Genomic DNA, 23642 nt, shown 5'->3' on the forward strand with positions numbered 1-23642 from the left:
TTGAAAAAAGTAATATTTGTTATAGGTGTTTCAGGTTGTGGAAAAAGCACTATTGGAAAGTTGTTGTCTGAAGCATTAGATATTCCTTTTTTTGATGGTGACGATTTTCATCCGGAAAGTAATATTACAAAAATGTCTAATGGACAAGCTTTGAATGATGCTGACAGACAAGGTTGGTTAGAGACTTTAAATAACTTAGCAAAAAAGCAGCTTAATAAAGGAAGTTGTGTAATCGTATGTTCTGCTTTAAAGCAAAAGTATCGCGATTTATTAAGTCTTACTATTGAAGACGATACGGCTTGGGTGCATTTAAACGGGGCTTTTGATCAGATATTAGAAAGAGTAAATAGTAGAGCGGATCATTTTATGCCTGCCGAATTACTACAATCGCAATTTGATACTTTAGAAATTCCTAAAAATGCGATTCAAATAGATATCAGTGCGACACCAGAAAATATTATTAAAATAATAAAACAAGAATTAATGAATACCTCAGAGTTTGGATTATTTGGTTTGGGTATCATGGGAAAAAGCCTGTGTAGAAATTTAGCTAATAACGGTTTTAAAATTTCGATGTTTAACAGGCATGTCGATAGTGTAGAGGTTGATGTTGCTAAAAATTTTAAAGCACAATATACTGAGTTGGCGCAAGCGGAAGCTTTTGATGATATTTCAGCCTTTGTAAATTCTTTACAACAACCAAGACGGATTATGCTAATGGTTAATGCGGGTAAAACAATAGATTATGTTATTGAAGATTTATTGCCTCATTTAACAAAAAATGATATCATAATTGACGGAGGAAATTCAAACTATAAAAAAACAAAAGAACGTTACGATTATTTAAAGACTAAGGGGGTTAATTTTATTGGGACAGGGGTTTCTGGTGGAGAAGAAGGAGCTTTAAAAGGACCATCTATAATGCCAAGTGGTGATAAAGAAGCTTATGATAAAGTGGCGCCTTTTTTGGAAACTATTGCAGCTAAAGATAAAAACGGTTTGCCTTGTTGTACGTATGTCGGCCCAGAAGGAAGCGGTCAGTTTATTAAAATGGTGCACAATGGTGTGGAGTATGTAGAAATGCAATTGCTAGCTGAGGTAACTACTATTTTGGAGGCTTTAGGACAAAGTCCGGATGTAGTTGCTAATACTTTGGAGTCTTGGGCTGACACAGCAGATAGTTATTTACTAGAAATAACAACAGCTATTTTTAAAAAGAAAGAAGGCGACGATTGGCTGGTAAAAAAGATATTAGATAAAGCAGGTAATAAGGGGACGGGTAACTGGACGACGATTGCATCTGCGGAACTAGGAGTGCCAAGTACTTTAATTGCTTCAGCGTTGTTTTCAAGATATATTTCGTTTTATAAAGAGGAGCGAATGGAATTAAGTAAACGATTTAATTACAATACTAAATCAGATTTAAAAATCAGTACTGATGAGGTCTTGAAAGGATATCAGTTTGCAAGAATTATTAACCATTATCAAGGGTTTAAGTTAATAGCAGAAGCTTCAAGTAAATTTGAATGGGATTTAAATCTTAGTGAAATTGCTAGAATTTGGACTAATGGTTGCATAATTAGATCTTCTCTAATGGAGGAATTAGTTAGTGTGTTTAAGGATACAGCTAACTTATTAACTAATACAGAATTAATAACAAAGATTGATGGTTACAGACCTGCAGCTAAAAAGGTAGTGTCGGAAGCTGTTCTTAGTGATATTGCAACACCGGCTCTAAGTGAAGCTGTTCAGTTTTTGAACGGAATAACAACAGAATATGCTTCGGCAAATGTAATCCAAGCTCAACGTGATTATTTCGGGGCGCATACGTATCTAAGGTTAGACGATGCTTCAGGTAAGTCTCATCATACCAAATGGAACTAATAAAACAAACTAATCTTAAAAACTAACACATATTATGGATGTAACAACACCTAAAAATTCATTTTTCAAAAAGATTATAGCTATCGTATTAGGTTTTGGTCCTGGTATTTTTGCTATTGGGTATACTATAGGTACTGGAAGTGTTACTTCAATGATTGTTGCAGGAAGTAAATTTAATATGCAATTATTGTGGGTGTTGCTTTTAAGTTGTTTGTTTTCTGGAATATTAATGTTTGCTTACGGAAACTATGGTTTGATAACAGGAGAAACAGCACTCTATGGTTTTAAAAAACATTTAAAATATGGTAAAGCTTTAGCTATCTTAATTATAGTTGGTATTACGTTTGGACAATGGAATTCTTTGATGGGGATTTTAGGGATTTCATCTAATATTATTTTTGAAATATTAGCAGTCAATTTTGAGGGATTGGGTGCTTATAAATATGAAACAGTTTTAATAACGGCGATTATAATTATTATTACGTTTTACTTATTGATGCTAGTTGGGAAGTATACTTTTTTTGAAAAAATATTAGTCATTTTTGTGACGTTAATGGGGTTTTCATTTTTGTTATCCTTATGTTTTGTGCAACCGCTTCCCTTAGATGTTGTTAAAGGGTTGATACCTACGATTCCGGATGTTCCAGGAGGTAAAATGTTAGTTGCGGCATTTGTTGGGACTACTATGGCGTCTGCTACATTTTTATCAAGACCATTATTTGTTAAAGGTAAAGGTTGGGACATTAAAAACTTAGGGCAACAAAAAAGAGATTCTATCACCGCAGCAATTTTAATATTTATAATTAGTGCAACTATTATGGCTGTAGCAGCTGGAGCCTTGTTTTATCAAGGAAAAGAAGTTAACAGTGTATTGGATATGGCTAATACTTTAGAGCCAGTTGCTGGAAAATGGGCTGTTACTATATTTTTCTTCGGAGCGTTAAGTGCTGGTTTGTCGTCTATATTTCCATGCCTTTTAATAGCGCCTTTATTGCTTGCAGATTATCAATCAGGAGAGTTAGATACAAGTTCTAAACAGTTTAGAGTTGTAACTTTTGTAGCGTGTTTGGTAGCTTTGATCGGGCCTGCTTTTGGAGCAAACCCTATTGAAATTCAGATTTTATCTCAAGTGTTTAATGTATTTGTTTTACCTCTTGTGATTTTGGGTATTATAATAATGGTGAATAGTAAAAAGGTTATGGGGAATTATAAAACCAGTCTTTTTGTCAATATTGGGTTGTTTGCAGCGTTGCTTTTTGCTTGTGTCATTTCTTATAATGGTATTATAGCCTTAACAGAATACTTTTAAAATAGGTTGACTTTTTTGTGCATGGTCAAAATAGCATAGATTAGAGTTAAATGTCAATAGATTATTTTGGTTAGCATTAAAAATGCTTGTATATTGGTAAACCAATTTGGTAAACCAATTTTTATGAAAAAACAACCACTATTTTCGCTTTTATTAATCGTCTGTTTATTTGTTTCAATTTCTTGTAAAGAAAAAGAGTCTGCTACTAATAGATTGTTAGTTAAAGATGTAGCTGAGTTTAATACTGCTGTTAAAAAGGCAAGTCCAGGTGATATTATCACTTTAGCTAATGGTATTTGGAAAGATGCTGAATTGGTTTTTGAAGGTCACGGAACTACAGAAAAGCCTATTACTTTAACAGTAGAAACTAAAGGAGAGGTGACTCTAGAAGGGGCTTCAAATCTTCAATTGGCAGGAGAACATTTAATTGTTAATGGTCTTGTTTTTAAAAATGGGTATACCCCAACAAATGCCGTTATTTCATTTAGAAAAAACAGAGAAGAATTAGCTAATAATACAAGATTAACAGAGTGTGTTATTGATAATTTTAATAATCCAGAGCGTCAAGTGCAAGATTATTGGGTCACTATCTACGGAAAAAATAATCGCATAGATCACAATCATATTTCAGGTAAAAAGAATTTAGGGGTGACTATGATTGTCGGTTTGGATACAAAAGAAAGTGTACAAAACAATCATAAAATTGATCATAATTATTTCGGACCACGTCCAACCTACGGAAACAATGGTGGCGAAACATTGCGTATTGGTACCAGTCATACGGCATTAGAAAATTCTAAAACGTTAGTAGAATCTAACTATTTTGATAGAACTAACGGAGAACACGAAATTATCTCAAATAAATCGTGTCAAAATACTTTTAAATACAATACCTTTTTTGAATGTACAGGCACCTTAACGATGCGTCATGGAAATGAAACTTTGGTAGATGGGAATGTGTTTATAGGCAACGGAAAACCAAGTACTGGAGGTGTACGTATCATTAATGAATCACAAACTGTAATTAATAATTACCATGTTGGATTAACGGGCTATCGTTTTAGAGGTGCTTTTGTAATGATGAATGGTGTGCCAAATTCGCCACCAAATCGTTACGTACCTGTTATAGATTCTAAGCTAAATAATAACACGTTTGTAAATTGTGATCATATTCAATTAGGTGCAGGTAGTGATTCTGAAAGAAGTCAAGCGCCAAGAACGTCAGAGATTTCAGGAAATATCTTTTATAATGACACTAAAGACGACACATTTACGGTGTATGATGATATTAGTGGCATTACATTTAAAGATAATCTTTTAGGTACAAATGGTAAAACCAGTATTACTAGCGGCTTTGAAAACGCAGAAATAACATTAGTAAAAAACGAACAAGGATTTTTAATACCGACTTCGGATAAAATTAAATCTAAAGTTACTATAAGTCCAAATGTCGCAACCAAAGAAAATACAGGGACGACTTGGTACTCTAAGGCAGATACAAACATTGCTTTAAATTCTGGTAAAACAATAAAAGTTAAAGCGGGTATTAATACACTGTATGAAATTGTTAAGGAGTCTGAAGCTGGCGATATAATAGAATTAGAAGAAGCTGGTATTTATCTAATTACTAAAGCAGTTCAGATTAAGCACCCTTTAACTTTTAAAACTTCAGGAACAAAAAAAGCAACGATTTTATTTGAACGTATGATGGCTTTCGAAATTCAGAATGGTGGAAGTTTATCTTTAGAGAATGTATCGTTTGATGGTACAAAATCACCGGATTACGCAGGTAATTCAGTGATAAGCACAAGTAAAAATTCTATGTTAGATAATTACAAATTGTTTATTGATAATTGCGAGTTTAAAGATATGGTGGTTAATCATTCTTTTGATGTCTTACGAGTGTCTAAAGGGACATTTGCAGATACAATTAGTATTCAAAATTCTACTTTCAAAAATATATCAGGACATATTGCGGCATTAGACAAGGAAACTGATGACATTGGAGCTTATAATGTAGAATACATGTTAATGAAAAACAATACGGTTAACGATATGCAAGGTGCTGCATTACGATTATACAGAGGCGGAAAAGACGAAAGTACATTCGGACCGTTTCTAGAAGTCGATCATAATGTCTTTAATAATGTAGGTTTTGGTAAGAAAAACAAATACAAAGCAGCAATGTCTTTATATGGTGTGCAAGTAAATGATATCCAGAATAATAATTTTAATAATACTAAGGGTTTAAAAATGCACCTAGTTGTTGGAGAGCCCATTGTAAACGTAGTTAATAATAACTATTATAAGTCTGGTGAAATTGAAGTTACTGGAGACGAGAAATATAATGTAGAAAATCTTTATAGTATTGAGCCTGAGTTTAAGGAAGGAACATTTCAACTATTAGAGGAGTCTTCATTACGAGGGAAAGGGACAGATAAAAAAGAAATAGGAATTATTGCTAAAAACTAATCATGACATTTAATAAAAACTTCATATTAAGATTTGCTTTAGTCGCGATTGTATTGACTGCGTTTTCTTGTAAAAAAGAAAATGCAGCGCATACAAATAGTAAAGCGGAAACGGCGACAACAATAAAAACAACAATGCATCCTAATTTGATTTTAACTGCTCGAGGCGTTAAAGATATTAGAGCGCAATTAGGGAGTATTCCTATTTTTGATACAACCCTAAAAACGGTGCAAGAAGAAATAGATGCCGAGATTGCATTAGGTATTGAGACACCGATTCCATTAGATTATTCTGGAGGTTATACGCATGTACGTCATAAACGTAATATGGTTGTATTGCAAAAAGCGGGTGTGTTATATCAAATTTTGGATGACGAAAAATATGCTAAGTATGTAAAGGATATGTTGATGCAATATGAGGCTATGTATAAAACATTACCACTGCATCCAAAAACTAGATCGTATGCAAGAGGTAAATTGTTTTGGCAGTGTTTAAACGATGCTAATTGGTTAGTGTACGTGAGTCAAGCTTATGATTGTGTTTATAATTATTTGTCCGAAGAAGAGCGTACTAAGCTAGAGACAAATTTGTTTAAGCCATTTGCAGATCATATTTCTGTAGATAGTCCACAGTTTTACCAAAGAGTGCATAACCATAGTACTTGGGGTAATGCAGCAGTAGGTATGATTGGTTTGGTGATGGACGATCAAGAATTAATTGATCGTGCTCTGTACGGTATTAAAGATTTAAAATTAGATACTGAAGAAAAAGATGATGATGGCGGGTTTTTAAATAAAGATGGTAAAGCTGGTTTTTTAGCGAATATCGAAGAGCCATTTTCTCCAGATGGTTATTATAATGAAGGGCCATATTATCAACGCTATGCAATGTATCCGTTTTTAGTTTTTGCTGAAGGATTACATAATGTTAAACCAGAATTAAAGATTTTTGAGTATAAAAATGGGGTGTTATTAAAATCCATTAATGCGCTTTTGAACTTATCAGATGCAGATGGTGATTTTTTTCCGCTTAATGATGGTCAAAAAGGAATGTCTTACTATAATGATGCTTTAGTTACAGCAGTAGATATTTCATATCATTTTGGAAATCAGGATGCAGGATTATTAAGTGTAGCAGAGAAACAGGACAAAGTGTTATTGGACGACTCGGGGTTAGCAGTAGCGCTCGGGATTAAAAATGGCGAAACAATACCGTTTGATAAAAAATCGATTAATTTATCTGATGGGCCAAATGGAACACAAGGTGGTGTTGGTATTTTGAGAAATGAACCATTAGAGCTTGTTTTTAAATATGCAGCTCAAGGATCTAGCCATGGTCATTATGATAAGTTGTCATATTCTTTATATGAAAATGGAGAAGAAGTTATTCAAGATTATGGTTTAGCACGTTTTGTAAATATTGAACAAAAAGGAGGCGGAAACTATCTAAAGGAAAACAAGACCTGGGCAAAACAAACGATAGCTCATAATACAGTAACGCAAAATGAAGCGTCTCATTTTAACGGTAAATACGAAATAGGAAGTAAACACCATTCCGTATTACACTATTTTTCTTCAGACCATGCAGGTGTGCAAGTCGTAAGTGCAAAAGAAGTAAATGCTTATCCTGGGACAGAAATGCTTCGTACTATGGCGATTATCAAAGATCCAGATTTCGAAAAACCATATGTGTTGGATATTATGAAAATTATATCCAATAAAGTCAATCAATATGATTTCCCATATTACTTTTTTGGTCAAGTATTAGCTGCAAATTTTGAATACAAAACACCAGAAACGTTGAAACCATTAGGAAGTAAAAATGGGTATCAACACTTATATGTGGAGGCGACTGCCAAAGCTTCGGACGTTAATAGTAAATTTTCGTGGTTAAATAATCGTAAGTTTTATACCTTAACCACGGTGACTAATGCTGAGGATGATTTGATGTTTACTAGAATAGGAGCAAACGATCCTGAGTTTAATTTACGTCGGGACCCTGCATTGTTATTAAGACGAAAAAACACTAAGAACACACTTTTTGTGTCTACTATAGAAGCACATGGTAGTTATAGTCCTGTTTCAGAATCTGCTGTAAATTCAAATAGTAATATAAAAGAATTGAAAGTTGTTTTAGATACTGAAGAATATACCGCAATTGCAATAACTGATATAAACAGTGTTACTAAACTTTTTATAACAGCAAATAAAAAGGCTTCAGAAGAAGCAAAGCATACTTTAAAAATCAATGGTGTTGAATACCAATGGAGTGGTGCTTATTACTTTGAATAAATTAATCCTTAAATAAATAAAAAAATGAATCGATCTAGTGAAAAATACGTCATTACAAAAGACATGGAATGGGAAGTGCTTGGTGGTGGTGTGTCAAGAAAATTTTTAGGTTATGATAATCAAATTATGATGGTCAGAGTAAAATTTGACGAGGGCGCATTAGGTGCTCCGCATCAACATTTTCATACGCAAGCGACTTACTGTGTTTCGGGTAAATTTGAATTTGAAATTGATGGCGTAAAACAAATTGTAGAAGCGGGAGATGGTGTATATATTGAGCCTAATTTATTGCACAGTGCTGTATGTTTAGAAGAAGGTGAGTTAATAGATACATTCAGTCCTGTAAGAGAAGATTTTTTAAGCGGAGCTGAGGTCTCTTATTTTGGAGATAAGAAGTAAAGTGAATTGACTGACTAGTGAGAAACGTTAAAATCGGTTTTATTTGACTCATAAGTTGAGTGAAAATCCAAACTATTTTGCCAAAGAAAGCAATTAGTGTCAAGTAATAATTTTGATAAATTTGTTTAATCTTGTATATGAAGACTTTATAGAATAGTAATGAAACACTTATTTTCTGTGTGATTCTTTACTATTTTAACTTAAACATGTGGTTTTTTAACATAGAAAAATCACGAAAACGTTGTAATTAACAAATATTTATATATATTTGGTAAACCAATCTGGTAAACCAATTATGTTTATTGGGTTAAAACCATAAAAAAAGGACAGATTAAAAAATCTATCCTTTAAAAAAAAACACTTCTTTGACGGGAAGTAATTATGTTAAAAACATAACATTACAAAAGTAACAAACAAATTGTTACTCGCCTAACGTTTGTGTTTTTAGTGAAACTAAATTAATTAACTAAAACTTAAAAATTAATTATGAATTTAAAAGCTAAATCAGCACTATTTGCAATGCTCTTCATGTGTATTGCTGCTTTTGCTCAAGACGGTGTGACGATTAAGGGAACAGTGGTTGATGTCGAGTACAGTATGCCATTGCCCAACGTTAATGTTATTGTTGTAGGAACGACTAATGGTGCAAGTACAGATTTTGATGGTCAATATCAAATAAAAGTGAAGTCTGGAGATGTTTTACAATTCTCATATATAGGGTACACGGCTCAAACAGTTGTAGTTGGTGATCAAAAGACAATTGATGTATCCTTAAGTGTGGATGCTAATACTTTAGAAGAAGTTGTTGTTGTTGGATATGGTACACGAAAAAAATCACATCTTACAGGAGCAGTATCTAGCCTTGGTGGAGATGATGTTGCAGGTGTTCAGGCTACGCGAGTTGATGAAGCTTTAGCGGGTAAACTACCGGGGGTTTTAATTCAAAACCAAAATGGATCACCTGGTGCGGATCCTAAAATTCAAATTAGAGCGGCATCATCTATTTCTGGTAATTCTAGCCCGTTAATAGTTGTTGATGGTTTTCCTATTTCAGGTAGTTTAGCTACTGTTAATCCAAATGATATTGAAAGTTTAGAGGTTTTAAAGGATGCGGCTTCTGCTGCTATTTATGGTTCTAGAGGTGCAAATGGTGTTATATTAATTACAACCAAAAAAGGAAAGTCAGGTAAAGCGACTTTTAGTTATAATACTTACACAAGTACATCTAGTAAATACAGAAAAAATATTCTTAAGTCTGGTACAGAATGGGCAGCTCACGCAAGAGAGGAAATTGCTGCAGGTAATTGGGCAGGTACGGTAGATACTGTTGATCCTGATTTTTTAGAGTATAGGCTAAGTGCTTATGAAGATTCTCCAGGTTCAATTAGTCCAGAAGATTGGTTGTTTCGTGATGGTAATTCTATGAGTCATGATTTTAATATGAGTGGCGGGTCTGATGATGTAAGCTTTTTTGCTTCAATTGGGTATCAGAAAGTAGAAGGTGTTGTTATTACAGAAGGTTATGAGCGGTTAAATGCACGTTTAAATATTGATGCTAAGTTAGGAGATAAATTTAAGACAGGAGTAAGTTTTAATGGGTTTACATCTGATAGAGATATTTTAGGGCATGATATGAGGGATTTATTAAGGTCAACACCTGTAACACCTATTTATCATACAGCAGAGTCTATTGCATTCGTGCAACAATTAGATTCACAAGCACAAGCTTTAGGTTTAGAAGCTTTTGATGATGGATATAGAGGGTCTGGTTACGAGGCAAATAGTATTTATACTTTGGAGCCAGGTATGGCGGCTCAAGATTGGCATTATGGAAGAAATAATAATGGTATTGGTGGTTCTGGTGATGCTGGTCCTGCAGCAAAGCTTGATAATACAGAACGTTGGGAAAAAACATTTTTCGGGAATGTAAGTTCTTATTTACAATATAGTATTGTCGACGGTCTTGATTTAAAAACTGTTTTAGGTGGAGATCTTAAGGATACACAGTATTATGAGCATAGATTAATTGGTTATGATTCTAGAGCTAGGACGGCTCAAACATATATGGATCAGACGGATTTAAAGGTGTCATCAGTGTTAAGTGAAACAACTTTAAGTTTTGCTAAAGAGTATGGTAAACATGACATTTCAGCAGTTGCGGGAATAGAATTTCAAACAACAAAATATCAAGGGACAGCATTAGATGGTGTAAATGTACCTGATGGAGATGTGTTAAATTATAACTTATTTGATCCTGCGGATATAACTGTAACAGAAAGAGATGAAACAAGAGCAAGAGAGAGTGTGTTTGGTAGAGTAAGTTATGCTTATGATGATCGTTACTTAGTATCTGCATCTGTAAGAAGGGATGGAGATTCTCGTTTTGGAGCGAATAAACAATATGCTACTTTTCCAGCATTTTCATTAGGATGGAATGTCCACAAAGAATCGTTTTTAGAAGAAAGTGAAACATTGAGTAAATTAAAATTAAGAATGAGTTATGGGTCTTTAGGAACGACTTCTTTTTTAGGATCTTATGATGCATTGAGTTTGTTGGATCCTTCAGCAACATTTTTTGGAACAGGTTTTTTAATACCTGATAATGTTGCAAATTTAGATTTGACTTGGCAAACTAATACTGAAACTAACTATGGTGTAGATTTCGGAGTTTTAAATAATCGTTTTACAATTGGTGTAGATTACTATACTTCAGATATTGAAGATATCCTTATTAATCAAAGTGTTTCGGAAGTGTTAGGGACGTCTTCTATTGTTCTTAATTCAGGTGATGTAAGAAGTTCTGGTTGGGAATTTGAATTAAATGCAAGAGTCATAAGTAATGATAATTTTAGTTGGAGTTTTGGAGCTAATTTATCTACTGTTGAAACAGAAATCACAGATTTAGGAGGACTTTCAGAATTACCTCAAACAATTTATGGAGTAAGTGGAAGAGGACCTGTATATAGAAACTATGTAGGAGGAGGAATTGGTGAGATGTGGGGATTAGAAACTATTGGTGAGGTTGAAATGACTTATTTGGCTGATGGTTCAAGAAGTCCAAATAACCAATCTGGAGAATCTTATGTTGTAGATCAAAATGGAGATGGTGTAATTGATAACACTAGAACTGTTGAAGATGGGGGAGATTTAGTGAAAATTGGACAAAACACACCAGATTTTTATTGGGGTATGTCTCATAATTTCACCTATAAGGATTTTGATATGTCTTTACAGATTCAAGGTTCTCATGGAGCGGATGTTTATAATGTAGATCCTTTATACTATGGTTCACAATGGGGAGGAAGATTAGTTGATAGCTTTGACGCTAATAATGACGGTATTGCTGATCATAATGGTGAGTTTTACACACCAAACAGAAATCAAACAGATGCAAGTTTACAAGATGCTTCTTTTGTAGCATTAAAAAACTTAACTATTGGATATACACTTCAACAAGATGTTGTTGATAAAATAGGGTTAAGTTCTATTAGAGCTTATGTAGCGGCAACTAATTTATTGTATTTATGGGCGGATGATTATACTTCTTATAATCCTGAAGGAGTTAGTACTTCTGGTGGTGATTATTTAGGACCAACGACATACGGAACACAATTTGGAGCTAGTCCAATTGTTAGAAGTTTTACAGTAGGATTAAATGTTAATTTTTAAAAAAAAAATAAAATGAAAAAAATATCTATATTACTAGGATCATTGCTTTTCATAACATCATGTTCGACGGATTTAGAACAATCTCCGTCTAATATTGCTAATTCAGATTCTTTATCAGATTTTGAAGGTGTTTTGAATGCTGCATATTATTATCAATTAGGTGCTGTAACACCAATTGCTGTTATGGGAGAGTTTAGATCGGATAATGCGGTAATGGACGAATCTCCATATACAGAATTTGATGAATATGATAATGGATTAACGGCTATGGAAGATCAGTTTTTTGGGCCGTTTTATACCGCTATTTATAAATCAATATTGAGTGCTAATAATGTAATAGAAAATTCTTCTAATGATGTTCAAGTTGGTGAGGCTAAATTCTTGAGAGCTTTATCTTATTTTAAATTAGTCCAAGTTTTTGGAGATGTTACTGTTAATTTATTGGCAGCGCCAAGTTTAACTGATACATCTGTTTTGGTAAGACGACCTGCGGCAGAGGTATACAATAATGTTATTATTCCTGATTTAAATAGCGCTATGGCCTTGTTAGGCACAACTAGTGCTAATGGAAGAGCTTCTAGTTATGCGGCTCAGAGTTTATTAGGTAAGGTGTATGTGGCAATGGGCGATTTTATTAATGCTGAGCCGCATTTAGCGGCTGTTGTCAATGGAGCATCAGCAGCAGGAGTAAGTTTGAAAACTAATTTCGACGAAATTTTTGGAGCTCAAAATGAAGTAGAAAACTCTGAAATTATTTTTTCTACTCAAATAACAGGATCTGTTACAGATGAGTATTCATTTGGTTCGGATTTTTGGAATTGGTTTGTAGGAGATGATTCAAAAGCTGATTTACCAGTTGACCCTGATTTAGTAGCAGCATTTGATGCTAGTGATGCTAATGGTGGTGGTACCGATTTAAGAAGGGCTGTGACGCTTAGTGCAGATGGTTTAACTGCTGTAAAATTTCCTAAAGAAGGAGGCTTAGGTCCAGAGCATGATTGGATAGAATTGAGATTGGCAGATTTAATTTTATTATATGCTGAAACATTGAATGAAAATGCGTCTCCTGCTTCTACCGTACTTCCTTTATTGGATGATATAAGAACTAGAGCTGGTTTAAATAGCTTAACAGGAACAATCAGTTCTCAGGCTGATGTTAGGCAAGCTATTGCAGATGAAAGAAGATTAGAATTAGCATTTGAAGGACATAGATGGTTTGATTTAGTTAGAACAAATACCGTGGATTCAGAAATGGGAGTTACCGTTAATAGTAATTATTATTTATTCCCTGTTCCTGTATCAGAAATATTAGCTACGGATGGTGTGATTACTCAAAATGCGGGTTATTAATACTTAGTGATTTTCTTTCTTTATAAATCTTATTATTTATCCGTTTGGTTTAAATGTAATACTTATAAAGAAAGAAAATATTTTTTTGATTAAATTAATAAAATTACGAAAACAGTTATATTATACAAGGTTTGTGTCAATGATAAAAAGTTGTATTACGATGTTTGTTAGTAGAAAATATAAGCATTGGAATCGATATTATTTTTAGAAACAAACAAAAGAAGTATAGTTTGTAATTTTAAAAGAGGTTGTAAATTTCAATGTAAAAAAAGGGTTATATACCTCTTTTTTAAAGATGAGATATTATGATCTAGGATCACATATTAATATTATTATGATTAGTCTTTTATTTAGGTTAAGCTTTACAAGTTCTGCACGTAACTTGTAAAGTTTAGCTAAATAATTATATAATAGATCTGTTCATATTTAGTAAATTTGAAGGTAGAATAAATAAAATATTATTTATATGAAATTGGAAGTCCTTACAAAAAATGAAAACTTTAGCCTACAAAAGCAAATTATTGCTCAGATAAGAGATTTAATAAATATCAAAAATCTTGAACCTGGAGATAAATTACCTGCTGAACGTGTGTTATCTGAAAAGTTTGAAGTATCAAGGAGTAATGTAAGGGAGGCTATTCAAAAATTGGAATTTTACGGATTATTAAAATCTATTCCGCAAAGCGGAACTTTTGTAGCAAATATTGGAGTCATTGCTATGAATGGAATGATAGAAGATATCCTAAGATTAGAATCTCCAGAATTTAAAGATTTAGTCGAAACAAGAATTTTGCTAGAATTAAAAACAGTAAGGCTTGCAGCTTTACGACGTACAGAAGAAGATTTAGAAAAAATGAAATTAGCTTTAGACGCCTACAGTGATAAAGTTAAAAATAAAGAAAATGCAGTACAAGAAGATTTACTATTTCATTTAGCGATTGCAAAAGCTAGTGGTAATAGTACCATGAATACATTTATGTTAATAATCACTCCAGAGATTATTACAAATTTTGAAAAGTATCACGTATGTGATAAAAATTTATCTGGAGGGGCTATTGCAGAACATCAATTGATTTTTGATGCTATTAAAAATCAAAATCCAGTGGAAGCAAAACAAGCAATGAAAAATCACTTTAACGAATTGTATAAATATTGTTACAATTTATAGATATATAGGAAATAATTTAAGGCAATACTTCTTTAAGTTATAATTATTCAAATTTATTACAAATCAGTCTAATGTGCTGGTATTTAGTTTGTTTCTAAATATCCTGTTAGATGTTTTATTTTAAAAATTAAAAAACCTTATGAAAGTAAAAGGATTAAGATGGTGGGTAGTAGGGCTAGTGGCTTTGGCGGCGGTCATTAATTACATCGATAGACAAGCTTTTGGAGCACTATGGCCTGACATTGCTAAAGATTTATTTCCTGAAATGGACAAGGATGGACATAAGGTTATTTTTGGTACCATATCAACAGTCTTTATACTGTCTTATGCCGGAGGTCAGGCCCTTTTTGGTAAAATTTTTGACTGGATAGGTACTAGAATGGGGTTTGCTTTATCTATTGGTGTTTGGTCTGTGGCAACTATGGTTCACGCCTTAGCCCAAGGGATGTTAAGTTTTTCGATATTTAGATCAATATTAGGTGTTGCCGAAGCTGGAAATTGGCCTGGCGCAGCTAAAGCTAATGCAGAGTGGTTTCCAACAAAAGAGAGAGCGCTGGCTCAAGGTGTTTTTAATTCAGGAGCTGCTATTGGAGGTATTGTTGCTTATCCTGTTATTGGTTTATTATCTGCTTATTTAGAGTGGAAATCCATTTTTATTGTTGTAGGTATACTTGGGTTATTATGGTTATTACCTTGGTTGTTCATTGTAAAATCAGGTCCAAAGACACATCCTTGGTTGTCTGACGATGAAAGAAAATATATCCTTTCTGGTCAAAAAAATCAAGATGTTGATGAAGATGGTAATTATGATGATGGATATGTGCCTGATACTGGACAGTTGCTTAAGCATAAAGAAAGTTGGGGAGTAATAATTGCTTCGGCAGCACTTGATCCTATCTGGTGGTTGTTTATTGTTTGGATTCCTATATATTTATCTGAGGTATTTGGTATGAATGTAAAAGAAATTGCATTTTCAGCTTGGGTTCCTTATGTAGGAGCAATGATTGGTGCATGGTATGGAGGTTTACTTGCTCAAAAAAAGCTAAATTTTGGATGGACTGTAGATAAGACCCGTAAGTATGTTATTACATTGGGATGTGTAATAATGATTCCATGTTTTATTCTATTAAAATACCCTGGTGCACCGCAAGTTTTAGGAGTTTTTGGAGTTCAAGAAGCTGCTGCTTTAACAATGGCTGATCCACAAGTTAAAAAGATAATGGATAATGAAGCATTCAAAGATTTAAAATCGGATAAAGATTTTATTGAAAGCATTGCTGGAAATAGTACTAATGAAATTAAATCTAATCCTAGATTTAAGAAAGCATATCAATCTGCTGTTTGGAAAACACCAAAAGCAGAAGCAGAAAAAGAAGAACGTTTGTTGCCAAAATATGGACCACCGTCAGATTTTGGAATTGCGGCGCTTGCGTCTTTATCAGAAATTAATAAGGCTAGAAATACTGCAGCATTAATTGCAGTTATAATTATGGCAATATTATTATTTGGTTTTCAAGTGGCGATAGGTAATATTCAAACACTACCAAGCGATCTTTTTGGAGGTAAAATTGTGGGTACTTTGTCTGGTTTTGCAGGTATGGCTGCCAAGTTAGGAGCAGCGGGATTAACACTTTTAGTAACATTTATTACAACAGGAGGTAATTATACACCTGCATTTTTAATAGGAGGCGCTTTAGCAATAGTTGCACTTTTAGCAGTTTGGCTATTATGTCCAAAAATAGAACCACTAAAACCAAGAAGTTAATTAGACATTAATAATTTAGATAATAATTGAATAAAGAATAAATTAAATTTAAACACATATAAAAATGAGTAATACAACAGGAAAAGTTGCAATAGTAACAGGAGCAACAGGAGGTATCGGTTTTGAAGTAGCAAAAAGATTAGGTAAAGACGGATATACTGTAGTTTTAAATGGTATAGATGATAAGGCTGGAGCGGAGAAGCTTGAGGAGCTAAAATCTGAAGGAATTACAGCAGAATACTATGGTTTTGATGTAACAAATGAAGCAGAGGTAACGTCAAATATTCAGGCGATAGGTAATAAGTATGGTAGAATTGATGTACTTGTAAACAATGCAGGTGGATTAGGTGGACGTTCTAGATTTGAAGAAATGACTACTGAGTTTTACAAAAACGTAATGGCGTTAAACTTGGATTCTGTATTTTATGCATCAAGAGCAGCAATACCTTTTCTTAAATCAGGAGAGCACCCTTCAATAATTAATTACACATCTAATGCAGGATGGACTGCAGGAGGACCAGGAGCAGGTATTTACGGAACGTCTAAAGCAGGTGTGCACGCAATTACTAGAGCTTTAGCTAAAGATTTAGCTGAATATGGTATCAGAGTAAATGCAGTATCTCCAGGGACTATTGACACGCCTTTTCATGCACAAATTAAAGCAACTAAACCAGAGGTTTTCGCTTCTTGGGCAAACAATATTATGTTAGGGAGATTAGGTCAACCAGAAGATGTTGCTGGAGTAATCTCATTCTTAGCAAGTAAGGATGCCTCTTTCATTACTGCGGAAACTATCCAGATTGGTGGTGGTCAAGCTTTAGGGATTTAATTAAATTTAAAGTAGAATATTTAGCCATTAGCTAAATTGTAAAGTAAATTTAAGTATACTAAATAGTTTTATTTTTAATAACGTCTTTTTTTTAACTTCAATAGTTTAATTTTAAAAAGATTTTAAAAAAAATAAAACTATTTAGTTTTTTAATACAATAGTAATCTAATTTATAAAATGAGTAAAATTGTCACTTTTGGAGAAATTATGTTAAGACTCTCTACAGAGCGTCATTTAAGATTTTCTCAAGCAAATAAATTTGCAGCTTCTTATGGAGGTGGAGAATTTAATGTTGCAGTATCATTAGCAAATTATGGTATACCAGCTGAATTTGTTACCAGGCTACCTGATAACGAAATTGGTGCTTGTGCACTTAAAGAGATGCGTAAATTTAATGTAGAGTCTAAAAACGTAATCTATGGTGGAGACCGATTAGGTATCTACTATCTTGAAACAGGAGCAGGGACCCGTGGTAGTAATGTGGTTTATGATAGAGCACATAGTTCTATGTCTACTATTGAAAAAGGATCAATAGATTGGGAAAACGTTTTAAAGGGAGCAACATGGTTTCATTGGAGCGGTATTACGCCTGCAATTTCTCAATCGGCTGCAGACGAATGTTTAGAAGCTATTAAAATGGCCCATAAATTAGGGATTACTATTTCTTCAGATTTAAATTATAGATCTAAATTATGGCAGTACGGTAAAGAACCAAGTCAAATTATGCCCGAGCTTTTAAAGTATAGTAATATCATTTTAGGAGACATCGATACCGCATTTTTTATGTTAGGAAAAGACAAGGTAAATCCTAATTATCAAAATGAAAAATCATTACCGTTTTTATATGATCAAATCTTTAAGTTGTGTCCTAATTTACATACTATAGCTACGACATTAAGATATTCTGTTAGTGCTTCTCATCAACGTATCGGAGGTATCTTGTATGATGGAAAAACCGTTTATAATGCGGATGTAAAAGAAGTAACACCAGTGGTTGATAGAGTAGGAAGTGGAGATGCATTTATGGGTGGGTTAATATATGGATTAGATAATAACGAAAATGATAAGCAAAGAGCTTTAAACATTGCAGTAGCAGCTTGTTGCTTAAAGCACACCATTTCTGGTGATTGTAATTTAATAACACTTGATGATATCGAAAAGTTATTAAGCGGAGATTCTTCAGGTAAAGTTTCAAGATAAAAAAAATAAAATGGCAAATTTCACAAGAATAGAAGTAGCAGAAGTTATGAAACAAACAGGGTTAGTCCCTTTGTTTTATAATGACGATATAGAAATTAGTAAAGCAGTTGTAAAAGCAGTTTATGATGGTGGCGCAAGATTATTAGAGTTTACAGCGCGTGGCGATTTTGCTCACGAAGTTTTTGACGCATTAAGTAAGTATGTTACAAAAGAGTTACCAGGAATGATACTTGGGGTTGGCTCTGTAACGGATGCAGCTTCTGCATCAAGATTTATGGCTTTAGGAGCTAATTTTATCGTTACGCCCGTGTTAAGAGAGGATATTGCTATCGTTTGTAATAGACGTAAAGTAATGTGGTCTCCTGGCTGCGGTACATTGACAGAAATTTGTCGTGCTGAAGAGTTAGGGTGTGAGATTGTAAAATTATTTCCAGGTGGAACATACGGTGCCGATTTTGTTAAAGCAATAAAAGGACCGCAACCTTGGACTAGTATTATGCCTACAGGTGGTGTTTCTCCAACGAGAGAAAATCTTGAGTCTTGGTTTAATGCAGGGGTTACCTGTGTTGGTATAGGATCTAAGCTGATTGCAAAAGAAAGTAATGGTACGTACGATTTAGGTAAAATTGAATCCACAACAAAAAGTACTTTAAAAATTATAGATTCGTTAAAATAATACGTTATTTAGCGCTATTAAATATATCCCTTCAATATTTTTTATTGAAGGGATTTTTACTTGAAAATGAATTATAATAAGTCTATCATATTTATGATTGTAAGTGCATTAGCTTTTGCACTTATGAATTTGTTGGTTAAATATTTAAATGGATTTGGTGTGTATCAAATTGTGTTTTTTAGAGCAATAGGTACTTTAGCCTTCACCACGCCATTAATCTTAAAAAATAAAATTCCTTACTTTGGAAATAAGAAACAATTAATGATAATAAGGGCCATTGTAGGTGTGATCTCTTTGACCTGCTTCTTCCAGTCTCTAAATTATATTGCAGTTGGTACTGCCGTGTCTTTACGCTATACAGCGCCAATCTTTGCAGCTATTTTAGCCGTGTTTTTATTGAAAGAAAAAATTAAGCTTTTACAATGGTTTTTATTTGCATTGGCCTTTTCAGGTGTTTTAATTATTAAAGGATTTGGTGAGGATATACATACTTTAGGGGTCGTTCTAATCTTTATTTCTGCATTTTCCAATGGATTAGTTTTTGTTTTAATTAGAAAAATTGGAAAGGAAGAAAGTCCATTGGTTATTATCAATTACTTTATGCTAACGGCTTTGATCTTTGGAGGTGTCATGAGTATTGGTGACTGGAAAACTCCTAGCCAATTAGAATGGCTAATATTGCTTAGTTTAGGTGTTTTTGGGTACGTTGGGCAATTATATATGACCAAAGCATTTCAAACAGGAAAAACAAGTATTGTTGCACCGTTTAAATACATCGAAGTAATCTTTACAATAATAGTAAGTACATTTTGGTTTTTAGAAACCTATAGTGCCATGGTTTTATTAGGAATAGCAGTAATTATACTCGCTTTAATCAGTAACACATTGTATGCCGCTAAAAAGTAGTTCAAGATTTATTGCTTTAAAAAATCAGTCACTTTAATTACCGCGCCTTTGTTATCATTTATAAAGTTAAGGTTTTTTAATCCTGTTGTTCTCCTATACTCTTTATCGGTAATAAGAAGGTTTAAATTAGAAGATAACTGGGCTTTATTAGCAACTGATAATACCCCGCCATTAGCAATCATGTCATAAGCCTCTGGAAATTTACTGTAGTTTTTTCCTATAATAATCGGAACTCCAAAAACAGCAGGTTCTAGAATGTTATGTAAACCTGTAGTTCCCATGGCGCCGCCAACATAAGCGATGTTTGCATAACTATAAGCTTTGCTTAGTACGCCAATAGTGTCTAAAATAAAGACATCGTAATCTTGTAAATTCTGTCCTTCTTTTTTTGTGAATAACACAGTGGATTTATGTAATCCAGATTGTATGTTTTCAATCTGTTTAGACTTGATGTTGTGTGGTGCAATTATAAATTTAACAGGTAATCCTTCATAAGCATTAATAAAATTAACTAAAATAGTCTCGTCCTCAGGCCATGAACTACCGATGACGATACATAATTTGTTATCCTTAAATTCATCTAAAAAAGGTAAATTATTATCAATTTCTAATTGATTAGAGACGCGGTCAAATCTAGTATCTCCAGAAACGGTTACGTTAGTATAGCCAATTGATTCTAATAGTGTTTTGGAGGGTTCGTTTTGTGTAAAAATGTGGTCAAAAGCAAATAAGGCATTTTTAGTTTGAGTCCCGTACCATTTAAAAAACGATTGTTCTTTTCTAAATACGGCGGATATTAATATTGCTTTTAATCCTTTGGCTTTAATTTGATTCAAATAATTTGGCCAAATTTCATATTTTACAAAAACGGTTAATTCAGGATTAATTATATTTATAAAGCGTTTTGCATGTTGCTTACTATCCAAAGGTAAGTATACTACAACATCTGCAAAAGGGGCGCTTTTTCTAATTTCATAGCCGGAAGGCGAGAAAAAAGTCAGTACAATTTTATGTTTAGGGTAGTCTTTTCTAAGTTCGGTAAATATGGGTAAACCTTGCTCGTACTCTCCTAAAGACGCACAATGAAACCATAAAGTCTGATCGCCCTTATTTATCGATTGTTGTAATAGGTCAAAAGTTTTAGCGCGCCCAATTACTCCTAATTTAAGCTTGTTATTAAATAAACTTAAAAATTTTAAAGCTAATGCGGCTAGTTGTATGGCTATGTTATAAAGTAATTTCACGGAGGTATTTTTGCTAAAATAAACAATTCATTGCTTAGCGTTTGGTATTTTTGTAAATTCGATAATTATAAATTAAAAGTAAAACTAAGTTTCTAACATTAGTTTACCACATATAAAGCGATGAAAAAAATACAAATGGTTGATCTTAAAGGTCAATACGCAGCTATAAAAAATGTTGTAGATTCTTCTATTCAAGAAATTATAGACAACACCAGTTTTGTAAATGGACCTAAGGTGCATGAGTTTCAAAAAAACCTTGAAGATTATTTAGGTGTAAAACATGTAATCCCTTGTGCTAATGGTACAGACGCCTTGCAAATTGCAATGATGGGATTAGGTTTGGAACAAGGAGACGAGGTCATTACAGCCGATTTTACTTTTGCAGCAACTGTGGAGGTTATCGCATTACTTAAGTTAACACCCGTTTTAGTAGATGTTAATCCAGATGACTTTAATATCAGTATAGAAGCTATAAAAAAAGCCATCACTCCAAAAACAAAAGCAATTGTCCCTGTTCATTTATTTGGGCAATCTGCAAATATGGAAGCTATTATGGAAATTGCTAAAGCGCATAATTTGTTTGTTATTGAAGATAATGCGCAAGCCATTGGAGCAACTTATACATATAGCGATGGTAAAAAAGCCAAAGCAGGTACAATAGGTCATGTGGCGTCAACGTCTTTTTTTCCTTCTAAAAATTTAGGATGTTATGGAGATGGAGGTGCTATTTTCACAAACGATGATACTTTAGCACATACCATAAGAGGAATAGTAAATCACGGAATGTACGAACGTTACCACCACGATGTCGTTGGTGTAAACTCACGTTTGGATTCTATCCAAGCAGCAGTTTTAGATGCAAAATTACCTAAATTAGATAGTTATAATAATGCCCGCCGTAATGCCGCAAGAAAGTACAGTGCAGCATTGGCAGACGTACCACAAATTACAACACCAAAGACGGTAAATAACTGCGAAGGTATTTGTGATACGTGCGATTGTCACGTATTTCATCAATATACTTTAAAAATTGAAAACACAGACAGAGATGCCTTAGTCAAGCATTTAAATGATAACGGAATTCCATGTGGTGTCTATTACCCGATCCCGTTACATTTACAAAAAGCATATAAAGACGAGCGTTATAACGAAGCTGATTTTCCAGTAACAAACCAATTAGTAAAGCAGGTAATATCCTTACCAATGCATACCGAGTTGGATGACGAGCAAATTCAATTTATAACAACAACAATTAAAAACTTTTTGGCCTAAACTATTAGGACGTTACCACAAGGGGCGGGCTATCCGCTAAAATCTTTTTTTGCCATATATGGCAGCAAAAAAAGGATACCGCTTCTATCCCTAACGCGCAAAGCAACAGATGAAAATACTAGTCACAGGAGGTTTAGGGTTTATAGGGTCGCACACCGTTGTCGAGCTTCAAAATAAAGGATACCAAGTGGTCATAATAGATAACCTCTCTAATGCATCATTAGATGTCTTGGAGGGGGTTTTTGCAATTACAGGTCGTGTCCCTATTTTTGAAAAATTAGATTTAAAGGATAAATCAGCAGTGCAAGCCTTTTTTAAAGTACATCAAGACATACAAGGTATCATCCATTTTGCAGCGAATAAAGCAGTAGGGGAAAGTGTAGTCAATCCTTTGATGTATTATGAAAACAATATTAATACACTAGTATATGTATTACAGGAATTAACAAAGTTAAAGGTCTCTAACTTTATCTTTAGTTCTTCATGTACTGTTTATGGTCAGGCCGACATAATGCCAATAGCAGAAACTGCCCCAATAAAACCGGCAGAATCTCCATACGGCAATACAAAGCAGATTGGAGAGGAAATCATACAAGACACTTGTAATATCAATGCTAAATTAAACAGTATTGCATTGCGTTATTTTAATCCTATCGGCGCACATGAATCTGCAAAAATAGGGGAGTTGCCAATAGGAGTGCCACAAAACTTAATACCCTATATAACACAGACAGCAATAGGTTTACGTGATCAATTATCAGTTTTTGGAAACGATTATCCAACGATAGATGGTACTTGTGTTAGAGATTATATACACGTAGTAGATGTTGCTAAGGCGCATGTGGTGGCATTGCAACGTTTATTAGATCATAAAAATCAAACTAATTTTGAGGTTTTTAATTTAGGGACAGGCACAGGAAGTACTGTTTTAGAAGTGATTAAAGCATTCGAAAAAGTATCTAATACCAAGCTGAATTATAAAATAGTAGATAGGCGCCCAGGCGATGTTGTTTCAGCGTTTGCTGATACGTCTAAAGCTAATTTAGAATTAGGTTGGAAAGCAGAACATACTTTAGAACAAGCGATGTTATCGTCTTGGAAATGGCAAAAAGTGTTAAAATAGCATTAGTAAATCTTGAACAAGAGTACTCTTAAATTAGTAATCCTATAATTATAGTGCGATCTCATTAATAGATTAATATTAATGT

16 protein-coding genes are annotated in these 23642 nt (G+C 33.6%); 15 read left to right on the top strand and 1 reads right to left on the bottom strand.

The annotated features are described in order from the left end of the window. The 13 genes from gndA to E9099_RS09565 all read left to right on the top strand — a co-directional run bounded on the left by gndA (position 1) and on the right by E9099_RS09565 (position 19918). Entirely contained in the window at positions 1-1884 is a 1884-nt protein-coding gene (gene gndA / locus E9099_RS09505) for an NADP-dependent phosphogluconate dehydrogenase (RefSeq protein WP_136583406.1), read from the top strand. Between the two features lie 34 nt (positions 1885-1918). Beyond that, positions 1919-3193: an Nramp family divalent metal transporter gene (locus tag E9099_RS09510; RefSeq protein WP_136583407.1), complete on the top strand. Its 1275-nt coding sequence runs from the start codon at positions 1919-1921 to the stop codon at positions 3191-3193. Positions 3194-3316: 123 nt separating this feature from the next. Beyond that, complete coding sequence (locus E9099_RS09515; RefSeq protein ID WP_136583408.1) at positions 3317-5665, top strand: chondroitinase-B domain-containing protein; 2349 nt, start codon at positions 3317-3319, stop codon at positions 5663-5665. A 2-nt stretch (positions 5666-5667) separates the two neighbouring features. Beyond that, on the top strand, positions 5668-7956 hold the full coding sequence (locus E9099_RS09520; protein ID WP_136583409.1) for an alginate lyase family protein: 2289 nt from the start codon (positions 5668-5670) through the stop codon (positions 7954-7956). A gap of 24 nt (positions 7957-7980) precedes the next feature. After that, positions 7981-8355: a cupin domain-containing protein gene (locus E9099_RS09525; RefSeq protein ID WP_101015291.1), complete on the top strand. Its 375-nt coding sequence runs from the start codon at positions 7981-7983 to the stop codon at positions 8353-8355. Positions 8356-8841: 486 nt separating this feature from the next. Then, positions 8842-12024 carry a SusC/RagA family TonB-linked outer membrane protein gene (locus tag E9099_RS09530; RefSeq protein ID WP_136583410.1) on the top strand — a complete coding sequence of 1061 codons (3183 nt, stop codon included), beginning with the start codon at positions 8842-8844 and terminating at the stop codon, positions 12022-12024. 12 nt (positions 12025-12036) lie between these two features. Continuing rightward, a complete protein-coding gene (locus E9099_RS09535; protein ID WP_136583411.1) occupies positions 12037-13374 on the top strand; it encodes a RagB/SusD family nutrient uptake outer membrane protein in 1338 nt (445 codons plus the stop codon). Positions 13375-13840: 466 nt separating this feature from the next. After that, a complete protein-coding gene (locus E9099_RS09540; protein ID WP_136583412.1) occupies positions 13841-14542 on the top strand; it encodes a FadR/GntR family transcriptional regulator in 702 nt (233 codons plus the stop codon). 139 nt (positions 14543-14681) lie between these two features. Then, complete coding sequence (locus E9099_RS09545) at positions 14682-16307, top strand: MFS transporter (RefSeq protein WP_136583413.1); 1626 nt, start codon at positions 14682-14684, stop codon at positions 16305-16307. Between the two features lie 64 nt (positions 16308-16371). Then, on the top strand, positions 16372-17136 hold the full coding sequence (locus E9099_RS09550; RefSeq protein ID WP_136583414.1) for an SDR family NAD(P)-dependent oxidoreductase: 765 nt from the start codon (positions 16372-16374) through the stop codon (positions 17134-17136). Between the two features lie 177 nt (positions 17137-17313). Further along, on the top strand, positions 17314-18336 hold the full coding sequence (locus E9099_RS09555; RefSeq protein ID WP_136583415.1) for a sugar kinase: 1023 nt from the start codon (positions 17314-17316) through the stop codon (positions 18334-18336). A 10-nt stretch (positions 18337-18346) separates the two neighbouring features. Continuing rightward, complete coding sequence (locus E9099_RS09560) at positions 18347-19012, top strand: bifunctional 4-hydroxy-2-oxoglutarate aldolase/2-dehydro-3-deoxy-phosphogluconate aldolase (RefSeq protein WP_136583416.1); 666 nt, start codon at positions 18347-18349, stop codon at positions 19010-19012. 66 nt (positions 19013-19078) lie between these two features. Then, the gene (locus tag E9099_RS09565) at positions 19079-19918 is read left to right on the top strand and encodes a DMT family transporter (RefSeq protein ID WP_240788878.1); all 840 of its coding nucleotides are present in this window, start codon (positions 19079-19081) and stop codon (positions 19916-19918) included. 8 nt (positions 19919-19926) lie between these two features. Here the strand turns inward: E9099_RS09565 and E9099_RS09570 are convergent, their stop codons facing one another. Then, positions 19927-21162: a 3-deoxy-D-manno-octulosonic acid transferase gene (locus E9099_RS09570; RefSeq protein ID WP_136583417.1), complete on the bottom strand. Its 1236-nt coding sequence runs from the start codon at positions 21160-21162 to the stop codon at positions 19927-19929. A gap of 120 nt (positions 21163-21282) precedes the next feature. Between E9099_RS09570 and E9099_RS09575 the strand changes: the two genes are divergently transcribed. Together E9099_RS09575 and galE are read left to right on the top strand one after the other, a co-directional pair. Beyond that, positions 21283-22434, top strand: a complete 1152-nt coding sequence (locus tag E9099_RS09575) for a DegT/DnrJ/EryC1/StrS family aminotransferase (protein WP_136583418.1) — start codon at positions 21283-21285, stop codon at positions 22432-22434. Positions 22435-22543: 109 nt separating this feature from the next. Then, complete coding sequence (gene galE, locus E9099_RS09580; RefSeq protein ID WP_136583419.1) at positions 22544-23557, top strand: UDP-glucose 4-epimerase GalE; 1014 nt, start codon at positions 22544-22546, stop codon at positions 23555-23557. Positions 23558-23642 lie beyond the last annotated feature (85 nt).

The sequence above is a fragment of the Psychroserpens sp. NJDZ02 genome (genome assembly GCF_004843725.1).
Taxonomy (GTDB): domain Bacteria; phylum Bacteroidota; class Bacteroidia; order Flavobacteriales; family Flavobacteriaceae; genus Olleya.